Below are 15,294 nucleotides of genomic sequence, written 5' to 3'. Positions count from 1 at the left end.
GATTATTTCCCTCTGATAATTTCAACCGGATCAATGCTTCCTGCTTTGCGTGCAGGAAGCAAGCCTGCAATGTAGGTTGTTAAAAGTGCAAACGTAAAGCCAATCAAATAATAGGTTGGATTGTAATAAATCGGATACGTTTTTATTGTAGGTAGAGAAGCAGTTTCAAAAGGTATTTGATCAATAATGGATGAAAGCATATACCCAAACGCCAGACCAAATACTCCCCCTGCAATACCTATGATTAATGAAAGAAAGATAAAAATGTATTTGACATCCTTCCCCGAAAAGCCTGTAGCTTTCATAATGGCAATGGTATCCATTTTTTCATAAATCATCATATTTAAAATATTGTAGATGCCAAATCCTGCAACGATCAATAACGTAATTCCTACAGCATATGAAATAATGCTTCGCACAGAGCTTCCTGTTTCAAACTGCGCGTTGGCTGTTTGAATATCAATGGCATCGAGTTCAAACCTTTTTGCATAATCTTTTGCTAAAGCTGGAGCTTGAGACAGATCTTTTAGTTTTATGTTAATATCCGTAATGTAATTGTTTGATTCACCCATAAGTTTTTGAGCCGTTTGAATCGATGTATAACTTTGGGTGTTATCAATTTCCATCAATCCAAATTGAACAAGACCTATTACCTTTAGCGCTGAGATGGTGCCTTGAGCGGTAGTAACATATATTACATCACCTATTTCAACCATTAATTTTTCTGCAACGCCATTACCTAATAAAATACTATTATTTACGATGGATAGATCTGCCGATTTTCCTTCAATAACGTAATCGTTTAAGTAGAATAATTTCTGTTCGGCTTCAATGTCTATTCCATTGATTAGGCCAGGCAGTTCTATTCCTCCAGCTGAATAAAAAATAGGAGTATTAATTTTAGGTGCAATGCCCAAAACTCTTGAATCTTGGTTTAATGCATGCATGATAGATTCTGAATTATATATAGCCTTTCCTTTATCTTTTGGTTTTATAGAATGAATGAAGTTTATATTTTCTTTATATGCTTTCGAAGCATTGACAGGTTGATCTGTTGATTGTTTAATTTCATTGTATAGCCGAATGTGCGCGGTTCTATTAATGATTAATCCATCCAGCATTTGGTTTAATCCATTCATAAAACTGAGCAAAGTGACAAACATACAAACCCCGAACATGACTCCAACTGCAGCAACAATGGATTGTTTGATTCGGGCTCTCAATAAGCCAATAGATATTTCTATCAATAATTTTAAATTCATCCGCTATTTATGGTTTATAAAGAATGTCTGTTGATTTTATTCCTTCAAGAATTTCAACATAATCATAATTTTGTAAACCTGTTTTAACAGGTATTGCTTTATTATCTTCAAGCAATACGGTTGAGCCATTTAATAAATACGACGTTGGAATAACCAGTGCATTTTTTTTCGTATGAATGATGATGTTTGCTTCAACACTCAGGTTTGGATAGATTGTAGGTGGTTGATTAATGAACTGTGCTTTAACAGTGAATGTTCGTGTACGCTCATTCATGATCGGATAGATACTTGTGATTACACCTTCGAATACCTGACCTTTGTAACTATCCATATTTATTTCAATATGTTGATTAAGTTTAATTCTTGAAATATCTTTTTCATCAATTTCCAATTCAATAATAAATTGATTGCTTAGTCCAATGACAGCAAGTTGAGTTTGCGGGGTAACTAATTCGCCTTGTTCCTTCAAAACATCATATACCGTTCCATTCATTAAACTTTTAATTGTATAATCAGCCTGTTGTTTTTTTGTAATGTTATAATTGTTAGAAGCCACTTTAGCATCCGTTGCTAATTGCCTTTTTGCTTGCGCATATTGGCTGTTTGTGATTTCATAGTTTGATCTGGATGTTTGATAGGCAAGTTTCTTTTGCTCAAATTCTATTTCAGTGCCAATATTCATTTCCCAGAGATGTTTTTGTTTCATATAGATACTGGAGTCTAACTGAAATTTATTGTAAGCAATATTTTTAGCTAACGTAAACTCTTTTAATTTGTCAGAATTACGATTGCTGTTTTCTTCACTTAATTCAAGATTGATTCTGGCATTTTCATTTGACAAATCAGATGTTTGATCATCTAATAAGAATAGCTTCGCACCTTTTTGAATCGTGTCACCTGGCTTTACAAAAGCTTGTTTTAAAATTCCATTTACGGTTGCGAATACCGCATATTGTTCTGCAGCTTTTATTTTTCCTGAAGCATAAACGGATTCAGTAATGTCTTTTACTATGGGCTGGATTGTAGCTGTTTTTTTCTTGCAACTAAAAATGCCTGCAATACAAAATATAAAAGTTGTTAATAATGTTGTATAACGCATGAAACTTATTTTTTAGATCTTAATGAAGGTATATATCTAGCCGGGAATTTTAAATGACTTAAAACATCTTAATAGATGATCATGATGCATTTTTGATGTCTTCACCAAAGGGCTCGCTATAATGATAATGATTCAAGATCATTTCAATTGCCAGTCGCATTGCTTCATTGATTGGGAATTGCTGTTTGCTTAAATTATAATCGATATCCGTTAGCTGGTTATAGTAATTTGTTGCCAAAGGAACAGACAATCCTTTTTTTGCCTGAATGTTGAGCGATTCAGATATTTTAGGGTATGTATCTTTAATAGTAGTACATGTTAGCAATGTAGATTCGCCTGTTTTATTTCGGGTGAATGAAAAGCCAAACAATCTGCAGATCAAAGCACGATGTGTATAGCTGGAGCAACCACCTTTTTGTTTTGTTGTTTGAAGCGGTTGATAGAGATTACAAATAGGAGAATTATTTAATAACAAACGATCGTATACGATTTCAGCAGAATTATTTTTATATAAATAAAATGCATAGGGAAGTAATTCTAAAATGCTTGCTTCAATATTGGGTGAGGTACAACATTTGGAACAACCTGCAATGCACGAATACTTGGCCTGTGTTTGAAACGTAGTCAGGTCTTTATCTAAAGCTGTATAAAACTGTTCTACTTTTAAAGAAATATCTTCGAGGTGCGACATAGCTGATGTGAAATTTTAATGTAATTCCACACCGAAAAATATACGGAGATTCTGGTTGGCAGAAGGTAGGTCTAATAGTTGGTATTGCAATACAGAGAATAAACAAATGTTTTATTCTCTGTATTGCAATAGTTAATTGGTGATTTTTGATAATACGGAATAGCTGACTAATTTTCCGCTTTTATTATATACCTCAGAGCGTACAGCGCCATTTCCATAGGCATACCATTCAATAACAGTAAATTCAAATTTAATCGGAATTCCCATCGTTGTAGTAACAGAATTTATCTTTGAAGTAACTTTATACGCATCGAATGTGCCTGCAGGAGTAGTTACAGATTCCTTTGCCAATACCTTACGTTCGCTTGATACGTAGCTGATTGTTGAAAAAAGTGTTGAGCCACTATATACATTGGCTTTCATATCTCCATTTGCCAGTACTTGACCAACGGTTAATGATTTCGGAATAATGAGATCATTGCCTTCAATATTCATCGTCATGTCTTTGAATTGCTGCTGTTGCTCATTTGTTATCATGGATTTCATGTCAATATGAATGTCTCCATTTGAAAAAACAACATCGTAATCAGAGTTGCTCAATTCTTTATCTTTTTCGTTGAAAGAAGTACTGTGAACAGAAGCGGTATATGTCTTACCGCTTGAAATTACTTTTGTGATCGTGTATACGTTTCGCCCGGTTGGATTTCCTTTTGCGTTGAAACTTGACAATTCCCAGGTTGAACCTTCTTTAAAAGGATAAAAACTATCCGCAGGATTTTGGGCGTGGAGAATGTTAAGACTAGATAAAACAATGCCTAGAAACAGAAATATCTTTTTCATATAATAAAAGTTAATGTTAATTCAAATTACTGAAATAATTCAATAGGTTCAGTATTATCTTTTTTTTAAAAGAATACAAAAGCAGAATTTAATCCCTTGGTTAAACAATAGAATTGCATTGCTGGTGGTATCTTATCAGAATAATATTCTAAATAATTTAAAATAATTTAATAATTCAGAATATAATTTTGTATTATTGCAATACCTGAACGTAAAGGATGCTAGTCAACCAAGCACATTTCAAGTGAAAACTAAGCCTTCCTGCTTCATAGTTTGTTCATTTAATCACTAAAAATCATTGCTATGTCATTTCAATTTGAAACCCTACAGCTACATGCCGGACAAGAAGTAGATCCTACAACACAGTCACGTGCAGTTCCTATTTATCAGACTACTTCGTATGTATTTAAAGACTCCAATCATGGAGCGAATTTATTTGCACTGAAAGAATTCGGAAATATTTATACGCGTATCATGAATCCCACAACGGATGTGTTTGAGAAACGTATCGCTGCCTTAGAAGGCGGTGTGGCTGCGTTGGCTACATCATCCGGACAATCGGCACAATTTCTTGCATTAACAAACATTCTTCAGTCGGGAGATAATTTTGTAACAACTTCATTTTTATACGGAGGCACATACAATCAATTTAAAGTTTCATTCAAACGCTTAGGTATAGAAGCACGTTTTGCTGAAGGCGATGCTGTTGCAAATTTTGAAAAACTTATTGATCATAAAACGAAAGCCATCTATCTTGAAACCATCGGTAATCCAGAGTTTAACATTCCGGATTTTGAAGCCTTTGCTGCATTAGCTAAGAAACATGATCTGCCGTTGATCGTAGATAATACCTTTGGAACAGGTGGTTATTTATTTAAACCTCTTGAACATGGCGCAAACGTTGTAGTTGAGTCTGCAACAAAATGGATCGGCGGTCACGGTACTTCTGTAGGTGGTGTTATTGTAGACGGAGGAAATTACAATTGGGGCAATGGTAAATTTCCTCAATTCACTGAACCCTCTGAAGGCTACCATGGATTGGTGTTCTGGGATGTGTTTGGAACAAACGGTCCGTTCGGAAACATTGCATTTATTATCCGCGCACGTGTTGAAGGTCTTCGTGATTTCGGTCCTTCACAAAGTCCGTTCAATTCATTTTTATTATTACAAGGTTTGGAGACGTTGTCGTTACGCGTAGATCGTCACGTACAGAATGCGCAGACATTGGCAGAATGGTTAGAGAAACATTCGGATGTGGCAAAAGTGAATTATCCGGGCTTGCCAAGTAGCAAATATCACAACCTTGCGAAGAAATATCTGAAACGTGGTTTTGGTGGAGTGTTATCTTTCGAGATCAAAGGTGGAAAATTACGCGCAGCACAATTTGTGAATAGTTTGAAATTAGCAAGCCATCTTGCAAACGTAGGTGATGCAAAAACATTGATCATTCATCCTGCATCAACAACGCACCAGCAGCTGAGCGAAGAAGAGCAACGCATTGCAGGTGTTACAACCGGATTGCTTCGTGTATCTGTAGGTATTGAACACATCAGCGATATCATTGCAGATTTCGAACAGGCGTTTGAAGTACTTCGCACGATCGAAACAACAGACAATGTTTCTGCAAATCACAATGCATAATTAAAAATTTCTTTGAGTAGTTGGATACTTTTTGAAATTGAAACTATGCTAACGTCGTCGAGGTTATAAACCTCGACGACGTAATTTTTTAACCAAGCATGTTTATTTTTTCAGAAGGACTTTAAAAAGCTTTCCCCGTTCATTACCCAAAGTGTGTTTTACTTACTCAAACTATAATATTTGTAATATGGCTTCAAATCAATTAGATTAGGGAGATAATTAAACATAATATTAAAAATGATAAACATTTTTTTTAGATGCTTGCTACTAGGAATTATTTTATTTTTATTCGGGTGTCAAAATTCAGAAGAAAAAACGAAAGGACTTTCTAAGTTAATAACTACCGAAAATATTCCTATTCAAGAGTTTTCTATAAAGTCGGATATCGATACAATTTTAACTGGAAAACAAGGGACAACCCTAACAATTGAACCAAATACTTTTGTAGATACAAATGGAAATCCTGTGAAAGGGTTGATCAATTTAGAGTTTAAAGAATGTTTGACAAAAGCAGATATAATTCTTGGCAATCTAACAACAACATCAAATGGACGCTTTCTTGAAAGTGGAGGAATGGTCTATATAAACGCAACATCTAATAATATTCAACTTCAAATTGCGAAAAATAAATCTATTGGAATTAAAATGCCTTCCGATTCAATTTTAGAAAACATGCAATTGTTTGAAGGTGTTGAAACTGAAAATGGAATGAATTGGATAAATCCTGTTGTAATAGAAAATGAAAAGATAGATAAAGCACAAGGAGCAATTGTTCAACAAAGAGGTGTTGTGAAAACATCAAATGTTGCCTATTCCGTAAAAGGTTATCACTATACAGGAAGCTATAACAATCCAGGTCCAGCACCTAAGCATGATGATTGTCCGGTTGAATTGCAAAATAAAATTACTGCCTTGATATGGGCAGGTAATGGATTGATGATTTCTAAAGATTCAACGATTCAAATGGATTCATTTGAAGTGACATTGATTAAGACAGAAACAGGGAGCGAATGGCAAGAATCTAATTCAGTTGAAACACAAGTGCAGGTAGGTAAACCAAAAGGACAGAATTCTTTCAGTGAAGACTCGAAATCAAATTACATTTTCTCAATTAAAAAATTAGGATGGGCAAATATTGATCGGCTTTATAATGACCCTCGAACAAAGGAGATAGACTTAATCGTTCTGATAAATAATCAAGATCAATTTGATAATGTATTTGTTAGTATGATTATTAAAAATAAAAATATGTATTTGCCAGGTTATCAGAAAAAAGACAATTCATACGCTTTTACACATGGTGACTATGAAAAAACCTTATTGCCTGTAGGAGAAACAGTAAGTATTTTAATAACTGCGTATCAAAAGAAAAAAGCATTCTATGCAATAAAAACTTTTCAAATTAAAGAAAAAGAAACGATAACTCTTGACCTCTTGCCTACTACTGATGCAGATTTGAAAAAACAACTTGAAGTACTATAAAATAGGATAAGATTCTTAGTACCTATTCGCAGAGCTGGCAAGTGTTCTATGCATAGAGCGATGTATTATCATAATATAATTTTAAATAACTTTCCCCGTTCATTTGTCACCCGAAGCTCATGTTCATTATACCAGGAAATGCCTTCGGATTGTCCGCCGCTTGGGAACTTGATCACTCCATAAGGAACAAATTGTATTCCTGCATGTGAATCGGTGATGTGAAATAAAAATATTCTTCCGTAAAGAAGTACAGCTATTTTTTCTTTTCCTGAAGCATCTTTATATACAGAACATCCTGTAACCATTCCTTTGAAAGAAAGTTGCTGAACCACATTGGCTGTGTGTGCAGATGTGTCTTGCGATAGCTGATACAATTTAACCGGTACACGCGATCTGTTTTTGGAAATAAAATAGTAAGAAGAATCTCTTCTGAAAAAAGCTTCGCAATCAAAGCTTAAACTGTCTTCTGAAGGAGGAAATTTAGATTGATCTTCGTAAGAGAATGAATGTTTATTCGTTGTATTATTATCGATATCGTAATTGTACAAACACAGATCTTTTCTTTTGTTGCGGTTGTTACCCATATCACCGATTACCAGATGCGGATTTTCCAAACTGTCTTTGTAGTACACCAATTCTTCCCAGTCTTTATTCGTAGCATTTGGTATGGTCTTCGTATCCAGCAATTCACCTTTTTCATTGAATGCAAACACTTCAGGTCTGGAGCCGCTATCATTTAATGAATAATAAATATCGAAATCCAGATCAGGCTTTACCAGTGCAGAACTTTCACAGATTGTAGTATCGATAAATGTAATGCGTTTTATTTTTGCATGAATAATCTTAACATGTTTTCCATCTACCTTATTCGAACCGGGCGTAAGCACAGCCTGAAGAAAAAAGAGGACGGAGTAAAATAAGGAAAGTAACATAGGATGAGTTGGATATTTATTCGGATAAAAAGATATGTCTGTCAATGTGTTCAGAGATATCCTGTTCGTTCAGAAGTAGAGTATATTCGTGTGCTTCTAAATCTTTCAAATAGAATTTTAATTCCCCTTTAAAATGTGTTTCAAGTAGTCGAAAGGAATTTGGAACACAAAAGCCTTCTGAAAAATACGTTACCAGTTTCGTACCTCTCGGCAGCTTGTTTAATTCAGTAAATATATGTTTGGTATATTGAATGTATTCTTCAATAGAAACTCTGCTGCTTTCATCAATGGAAGAGGTTCGATCTATTTTTTCCTGAAAGGAGTTGAAGAAATATATTCCATCGTAGCCCAGTAAATTCATGGTTAATACATCCTGCTGAAAAAAAGATGCATTGGGTATCACATACTCTTCTTTAATTTTGTTAGATGCAGCGATAAAGTTTTCACGAACATCTACACCATGAAATTCTGAAGAAGGGTATAAGGAAGCTCCAACGAAACAGAATTTTCCTGCGCCGCTGCCTATGTCCAGAACTTTTACAGAACCTTTGTTGCATAGAAATTCAGCAGCAATTTTTGAAACATATACAGATGTCCAATGTCTTTCAGATAATTCGCGTAATTGAAATGGATAAATTGCGTCGAAGTCTTCGTCGGATATATTTTTTTGTATACGCAGTTTTTCAAAAATCATATTCTGCAAAATGGTTTTCTTAGTTTTTATTTTCAATGTGATTTACATCATGTTGCCGGGATATCTGTATTGCAATATCCGACGTTGCTGCATGAATGGACTTAGATAATACTTGCTGATACCCCCATCCTTTAGTGTTCAATAAAAGCGGTTTGTTGTAGTGCCAGTACTTTGCAAATTCAATCGTTCGATATGGATCATCATCCGTATCGATCAATGAGTATGTGTTATTGTGTTGTACTGTTAAACTCGCAAACGGGTAGATTGGTTCTACTTTTAGCGACTCGTTTATAGTACATAGCTGAACTACTTTTTCAGCTGTAGAATTTGCGGGAATACGAGCCGCATGTTTTGCAAAGAAGTTGTTGCGGTCAAATTGCTGACAATCCCACGCATATTGTAAATATTCTTTTAAGACACGTGGACCTTCATGTTTTAATGTTTCTGTACGAAGTTCTTGCGGCATAATGCTTGAAACAACGATCACCTGTTCACGTGCACGGGATACGGCAACGTTCATACGCTTTTCTCCGCCTTGCATATTCAGACTTCCGAATAACATGGAGAATTTTCCATTTTTATCCGGCGCATAGCCAACAGAGAAAATAATAATGTCTCGCTCATCACCCTGAACGTTTTCAATATTTTTAACAAAAAGTTCTTCCGGTAAGGCAAGCTGTTTTGCAATCGATTGCTCTTCCAAGAGATCCTGAATGTAAGATGCCTGCTGATAATTGAAACACACGATACCGATAGAATGTTTTTTAGCTTGTATGAGATCCAGTGTTAATGCAACAACTTTTTCTGCTTCGATTTTATTTACACTATTCGACCATACTCCATCCACCTTATGATAGCTAATGGGTTTGATCTCCGAACGTATGTCTGTATAGTTGGGTATGTAATTGAGTTTATTGCCATAGAACTGCTGATTGGAAAATGCAATCAGTTCCGGATACTTGCTGCGGTAATGTCCTTTTAATAAAATGCTTGATAAATATCTTCCTCCAAGATCAAGCAGCGAATCGATCTCAATGTCTGCTTCTTCTTCCGCTTCATCGTCCCAGCGTACACGATACAGATCGCTTGGCGGCAATTGCTGGGAGTCTCCCGCAATCACAACCTGCTTCGCGCGATACATTGCAGGTAAACTATGCTCGGTATAACATTGCGAGGCTTCATCAATAATGATCAGATCAAATAATTGCTCCAATGGAAATACACACGATACCTGTTCGGGCGACATCATCCAGCAGGGGATGAGTGAAAAAACTTCCTGTGCGTATTCCTGCATAAGCTTACGCATAGGCCATACACGCTTCTTCTTCGTTACCTGATGCTGCAGATCGCGATACGTAACACGGTTTTGCAAACGGTTAAATACAATGTCGCGGTATGTTTGTTCCCGAAGTTTTCCTAAGATCATTTCAAGAGAAAGTTCTTTTCGTTTCTCTGAATGAATGGCCCAGTCCTGAGCAAATTGTTTCCAGCGTAAAGTATCTAAACTTTTAAGGATTGGATACACCAGCTCAATGTGTTGGATCCAGTGATTTAAGATAGATTGTTCAATCTGTTTGCTCCACGAAGATGCAGGATTTTTTTCAGTTAACTGCTCAAGTCGCTGAATGCAAATTCTATCTGTAGGTGTAAGTGATTCCAGTAAATTGTCCAGATGCTGAATGTCGTTCAGGTTTGTTTCGATAAACTGCATCCACTCTGTAAGTAACGCAGCGTCTTCAATAAACAGCTGTTGCTGAACAGCGCTGAAGAAAACGCTTGTTTCTTCAATCAGTGCAGATAGACGTGCATGAATTTGTTGGGTATTCGAAAGAAATAAAACAGTCGTTTCTGCTTTATGAGAAAGAATGTATGAATGGATCGCTGGATTTTTTGATTCGATCAGTGTAGTAGCATCGTGTAATTTTTTTATTGTTTGTTCGAAAATAAAAAAAGATGCAGCGTCTTTAAGATTAATTTTGTGTGATGTGTATTTGCTTAATTCTGACAATTGCTTTTCAGTATGCAGAATTTTTTCAACGGTATCAATAATTTTTTGAATCGGATAAGTATTTGGATTCAGCTCAAGCGTTGCAGTAAGCTGTTTGATTCGTTTATAATCCGAAGAAAATAATTTATAGATGAACCATGAAAATGGGTTGCTGTTTTTTACTTTTGCCTCATTCAGTATGTTGCGCAAGTCATGCAGTTCTGTAAAAGTATAATTTTCAAATATCTTCGGATAGGATTGCAGCGTTGTACGTATTTCTTCGGAAATGCTTTTGATTTTATCAATCTGAACAGGCAAGGCAAAACTGTTCCATATATTCCGCGTATCCGGTGTTTTTAATTCTTCAATGAACGATGTGATAAACACATTGTTTTCGGTAAAGAAATTAAAATTAGATAATGTGTTCGTTATTTTTTCGATAGCAACTTGCTCTGAAAAAAGATCAAGGATATCTTTTAATTCAGATGATTTATTTTTCCAAATTTCAAATTGTGCGGTTGTAAGTGCAGGAATTTCTATCCGGTATTTCCACATTGCAGCTTTCGGAAACGGTATAGCCGAATAGATGCTGTACGTTTGTATTGCATACACCAGACGTTCCAGTTCCTTCGCAGGATAGTTGGTATAGATGTCGCTTAGATTAATTGTCTTGACCGGCGTGCCCGCTTTTAAATACAGCTCGTGTGCTGAGTACCCGCACACATGTGTATCAAACAATGCCTTACGAAACTCTTCACTGTGCGTATTTAACTGCGTTAATAATTTTACAGAAGCAGAAAATTCACGTTCCAGATAAATTGCATCCAGTCCGTTGTTAAGTGTTTGAAATGCTTCAATGTTTTCGATCTGCTGATTGATCTTAGTGTATAAAGTTCGCTGATCAAATTTAACATCATGAACCAATGCATAAAAATCATTCAGCGATTTTTGTCCCAATCGTTTTGCTACCACTTCTAAAGCTGCACGTTTGTGCGACATTACAAGTATTTTTTTTCCTGCTGCAATCGCAGAACAAACCATGTTACAAATGGTTTCAGATTTTCCAGATCCGGGAGGGCCTTGTATAACAATCGACTTGCCCGACAATACTTCACGCACAGCAAACTCCTGAGACGCATCCATACTGTAGGGTGTCATCAAATCTTCTTTGTACGGATCATTGGGTAATTCAATGTTGTTGCGGTCTGCAAAAAAATGTTCTAAAGAAGTTTCGGTAAGCTGCTTAGACCATACATCATAGTCTGCTGCAATGGTAGAGCCCGCCTGCGGAAAAATGCCTAATACTGCATTGGTTTGAATGCGCATTTCTCCCAATGCATAGACTTCTTCGTATTCCTGACGCTTATATATTTTTAATGATGGAATTTCATTCTGAAAATATTCTTTACTGAATAAAAATTCCAGTTTACTTTTTTTGAGCCATTCATAGATCTGTGTTCGGAACTCTAATGGATCAGAGGAGAAATCTTCAAAATCTTCTTCCAGGATTTCGTCCGGTATGATAAGATCGTGATAATGCGAAAATGCCAGCAGCAGACTTTTGTTTACGTGTATGCTGCGTTCGTCTCTTTTTAAGGTCCAGTAATTTCCTTCGATCTCTAATTGTACTGTAAAGAATAACAGTGGTGCACGGAAGGGTGTACCGTCTTTCCATTTGCCTTCTGCAAACAGCCAGCCTACATAACATTCGTACAAGCCACGTTCTTCGTAGATCTGACCCAGTTTGCGGTAGATTTTTTTTAAGGTCGAAGAAACGATCTGTACTTTTTCAACGCGAGGCTCCTGAATCGGAGCAAGGCGGATATTTTTTTTCTCTGTTAAAAGTTCTTCGATGTAATGAAAGGCTGCATGCTGATCCAGGAAATTCAATTCACTCAGATCCAATTCCTGTGCAGCAGACAACCGCAAAAACAACAGTGAACGATTTCCTGTTGTAAGATCGTATAAACGTTTGCGATATGTTTTTACTATCCGATCCATTAGTGAATATCCAATCCTTTAACAAACATATTCATTGTGCCCTTAGCATAAATAACTGCTTTGATGGATTCTTCGGTAACAAAAAAATCTGTTGGTTTCAATTCTGTAACAGTTGCTTTAAGAGAAACATTTTTGGTAATGGCATAATTGCTGATATAGTTATTCACCTGCTTTTTAATTTCTGCCATATCTCCTGCAACGGAGTAACGAAGGGCTTCTTGCATACGTTTTGTAAGCGTACTCTTTAAGATCCAGTTACCTGTTTTGATCATTGCATTTTTTGTTTCGATAGAATAATCTAAGTTTTTAAGATATACAGTTTGTGTTATGGAGTCGTAGGCAGGTTTTCCTTTTAAATAAATAAAGCCATTCACATTTCCCGAAACTTTTGTTTTGATGACCAGGTTCTCACCGCCTCCATATACTGCTATGCTATCAATGTGTATTTTTTTCTTTCCGTTGGAAGAGCTGAATGTTTGTCCGGCCAGATGCTGCATCGCTAATTTTTCTGCTTCTTGATAGGTCATATCGTTGACAAGGGAAATGACGAAATCTCCCGAAGCACTGTTGATGTAGCTTACATTGGGTAGATTTGTAAGTTTGGCTGCCGGTTTTGAGCCCACAAATGTTTCTGTAACACCGTCAATGCGAATGGTTGCACGTGCATAATCTTTGTCGCCTGACAACGGTGTTACAAAAATTCCTGTCGGACTTATGCGCAGCCACGTTACCGGATCGTTGTAGAGCTGTATCGGCTGATGCATTGCATTCCATCCTTCTTCTACATATTTTCTTAATTCAATTTGATTTTTTATTTCATCATCAATTGCTTCGGTAATTACTTTTTGCTGCGATTTAATTACTCTGTCTGCAATAAATGTTACGGGTAAGGAAATGCTTCCGCCGGTAACAACAGGCTTTTGTATCCAGTCGTATTTCTGTAAGGTGGTTTGCGGCTCAAGTGTCCAGAATACTCCAATCTTTAATTTTGTATTGAAGGTCATGCGCAGCGATGCATCGGCTGTGAACTCATCGGATATTTTAAAACCAAACTGATTTACTTCCCATTTTAGTTTTGCCCAGATCTTGATCGGCACTTCGTATACAATGTCTTCGCCTTTCATAGAAAGAAGTATCGGACTTATTTTCCATACTTTCATCATCACGCCATCAGTATAATCCGCGTCGTCGTAGATCAATCCGTTAAGCTGTTTATTTAATTCCGTTTCAATATCACGAAGCGACAATTCAACCGGTACGACAATATGAGATACCGGTGCCTTGTATTCCAGGGTTTGATAAGCTTCAGCCGGAGCCTTTGGTTTTACAGAACGGCATGATTCCACTACTAAAAGTGCAAACAGAATAAATGCAAATGGAATGAATTTGTTCATGTAGTGATGCTGATTGTGATCTGTTTTTACTAAACGTTTGTGTAGCAGGTAATGGTATAGATGCCTGGATAAATCCATTAATCCGTTGGCTTTATGTGACGGATGGATTGTGAACATTCGTCAGACCACTTTTTTGTGGTCCGACGAATTGCTTATTTTTTGAATTACACATAACAAATCAGCCTTCTCTCGAAGGCTGATTTGAAAATTTTATAAATGAATTTCGAATTGAACCAGATCTACAAATTCCTGTAATCGTTCTTCCAATTCTTTTTTATTCAAACCTACAATACGTTCTGTTCCGAATTTCTCAACGCAGAACGAAGCCATTGCTGATCCGTAGATAATAGCGCGTTTCATATTTTCGAAAGACGTATCTTTTGTGCTTGCAATGAAACCAATGAAGCCACCTGCAAACGTATCACCTGCACCTGTCGGATCGAATACATCTTCCAATGGTAAAGCCGGTGCAAAGAATACCTGATGACTGTTGAATAACAAGGCGCCGTGTTCGCCTTTTTTAATGATCAAGGCTTTCGGACCCATTGCGATAATTTTACGTGCTGCCTTTACAAGCGAGTATTCACCTGAAAGCTGGCGTGCTTCTTCATCGTTGATCGACAATACATCAACCAATGCCAATGTTTGTTTCAGATCGTCCATTGCAATATCCATCCAGAAATTCATCGTATCCATTACGATCAACTTCGGACGTTTTTTCAAACGCTCAATTACTGTGCGTTGCACAGAAGGTGCAAGGTTACCAAGCATTAAATATTCGCAGTCCTGGTATGATTCAGGAATTACAGGATCGAATGTTCCTAATACGTTCAATTCTGTAACCAGCGTATCACGCGTGTTCATATCGTTGTGGTATCTACCTGACCAGAAAAATGTTTTTTCATTTTCTTTGATCTGTAAACCTTCAGTATTGATCGAATGTGATTGAAGCATACTGATATCCGAAGCCGGAAAGTCAGAACCCACAACACCCACAAGGTTGATTTTTGGATTGAAATACGAAGAAGCTAAACTGATGTAGGTAGCAGCTCCACCTAAAATTTTATCTGTTTTGCCGAAAGGCGTTTCAATTGCATCGAAAGCAACCGAACCAACTACTAATAAGCTCATAATACAATTAATTTATCTACAAATATTGGTTCAATTGTGCTAAATCCCAAGCATATGAGCGAATATAAATCAACAATTTGAAGCACGAAGTCCTGTTTTACGTGATTATTTTAAGCCTTGGTCTGAAATATAATAAGTTG

11 protein-coding genes are annotated in these 15,294 nt (G+C 36.4%); 2 read left to right on the top strand and 9 right to left on the bottom strand.

From position 1 onward, the window contains the following. Nucleotides 1–2 precede the first annotated feature (2 nt). From A3EE_RS0106605 to A3EE_RS0106590, 4 genes are all read right to left on the bottom strand, one after another. Nucleotides 3–1,262 (bottom strand): ABC transporter permease, encoded by a 1,260-nt coding sequence (locus A3EE_RS0106605; protein ID WP_026209636.1) that lies wholly within the window; start codon nucleotides 1,260–1,262, stop codon nucleotides 3–5. A gap of 7 nt (nucleotides 1,263–1,269) precedes the next feature. After that, on the bottom strand, nucleotides 1,270–2,361 hold the full coding sequence (locus A3EE_RS0106600; protein ID WP_018342651.1) for an efflux RND transporter periplasmic adaptor subunit: 1,092 nt from the start codon (nucleotides 2,359–2,361) through the stop codon (nucleotides 1,270–1,272). Nucleotides 2,362–2,440: 79 nt separating this feature from the next. After that, nucleotides 2,441–3,052 carry a YkgJ family cysteine cluster protein gene (locus A3EE_RS0106595; RefSeq protein WP_018342650.1) on the bottom strand — a complete coding sequence of 204 codons (612 nt, stop codon included), beginning with the start codon at nucleotides 3,050–3,052 and terminating at the stop codon, nucleotides 2,441–2,443. 132 nt (nucleotides 3,053–3,184) lie between these two features. Further along, nucleotides 3,185–3,892 (bottom strand): TapB family protein, encoded by a 708-nt coding sequence (locus tag A3EE_RS0106590; RefSeq protein ID WP_018342649.1) that lies wholly within the window; start codon nucleotides 3,890–3,892, stop codon nucleotides 3,185–3,187. Nucleotides 3,893–4,195: 303 nt separating this feature from the next. Between A3EE_RS0106590 and A3EE_RS0106585 the strand changes: the two genes are divergently transcribed. Together A3EE_RS0106585 and A3EE_RS0106580 are read left to right on the top strand one after the other, a co-directional pair. Continuing rightward, entirely contained in the window at nucleotides 4,196–5,533 is a 1,338-nt protein-coding gene (locus A3EE_RS0106585) for an O-acetylhomoserine aminocarboxypropyltransferase/cysteine synthase family protein (protein ID WP_018342648.1), read from the top strand. 237 nt (nucleotides 5,534–5,770) lie between these two features. Further along, complete coding sequence (locus A3EE_RS0106580; RefSeq protein WP_157446918.1) at nucleotides 5,771–7,015, top strand: hypothetical protein; 1,245 nt, start codon at nucleotides 5,771–5,773, stop codon at nucleotides 7,013–7,015. 68 nt (nucleotides 7,016–7,083) lie between these two features. On the opposite strand, the gene A3EE_RS0106575 is transcribed toward A3EE_RS0106580, so the two are convergent. From A3EE_RS0106575 to A3EE_RS0106555, 5 genes are all read right to left on the bottom strand, one after another. Beyond that, nucleotides 7,084–7,947: a hypothetical protein gene (locus tag A3EE_RS0106575; protein WP_018342646.1), complete on the bottom strand. Its 864-nt coding sequence runs from the start codon at nucleotides 7,945–7,947 to the stop codon at nucleotides 7,084–7,086. Nucleotides 7,948–7,963: 16 nt separating this feature from the next. Continuing rightward, nucleotides 7,964–8,641 (bottom strand): class I SAM-dependent methyltransferase, encoded by a 678-nt coding sequence (locus A3EE_RS0106570; RefSeq protein WP_157446917.1) that lies wholly within the window; start codon nucleotides 8,639–8,641, stop codon nucleotides 7,964–7,966. Between the two features lie 19 nt (nucleotides 8,642–8,660). Next, a complete protein-coding gene (locus A3EE_RS0106565; RefSeq protein WP_018342644.1) occupies nucleotides 8,661–12,629 on the bottom strand; it encodes an AAA domain-containing protein in 3,969 nt (1,322 codons plus the stop codon). Next, the gene (locus A3EE_RS0106560; protein WP_018342643.1) at nucleotides 12,629–14,023 is read right to left on the bottom strand and encodes a DUF4403 family protein; all 1,395 of its coding nucleotides are present in this window, start codon (nucleotides 14,021–14,023) and stop codon (nucleotides 12,629–12,631) included. The genes A3EE_RS0106565 and A3EE_RS0106560 overlap by 1 nt, the downstream gene beginning before the upstream one ends. A gap of 210 nt (nucleotides 14,024–14,233) precedes the next feature. Continuing rightward, nucleotides 14,234–15,154, bottom strand: coding sequence for a carbohydrate kinase family protein (locus tag A3EE_RS0106555; protein WP_018342642.1), 921 nt, complete (start codon nucleotides 15,152–15,154; stop codon nucleotides 14,234–14,236). Nucleotides 15,155–15,294: the final 140 nt, after the last annotated feature.

Origin of the sequence: Cytophaga aurantiaca DSM 3654 (genome assembly GCF_000379725.1) — a bacterium.
GTDB lineage: Bacteria > Bacteroidota > Bacteroidia > Cytophagales > Cytophagaceae > Cytophaga > Cytophaga aurantiaca.
Note: the sequence above shows the minus strand (reverse complement) of the source record. Positions and strands in the feature narration are given on the sequence as shown.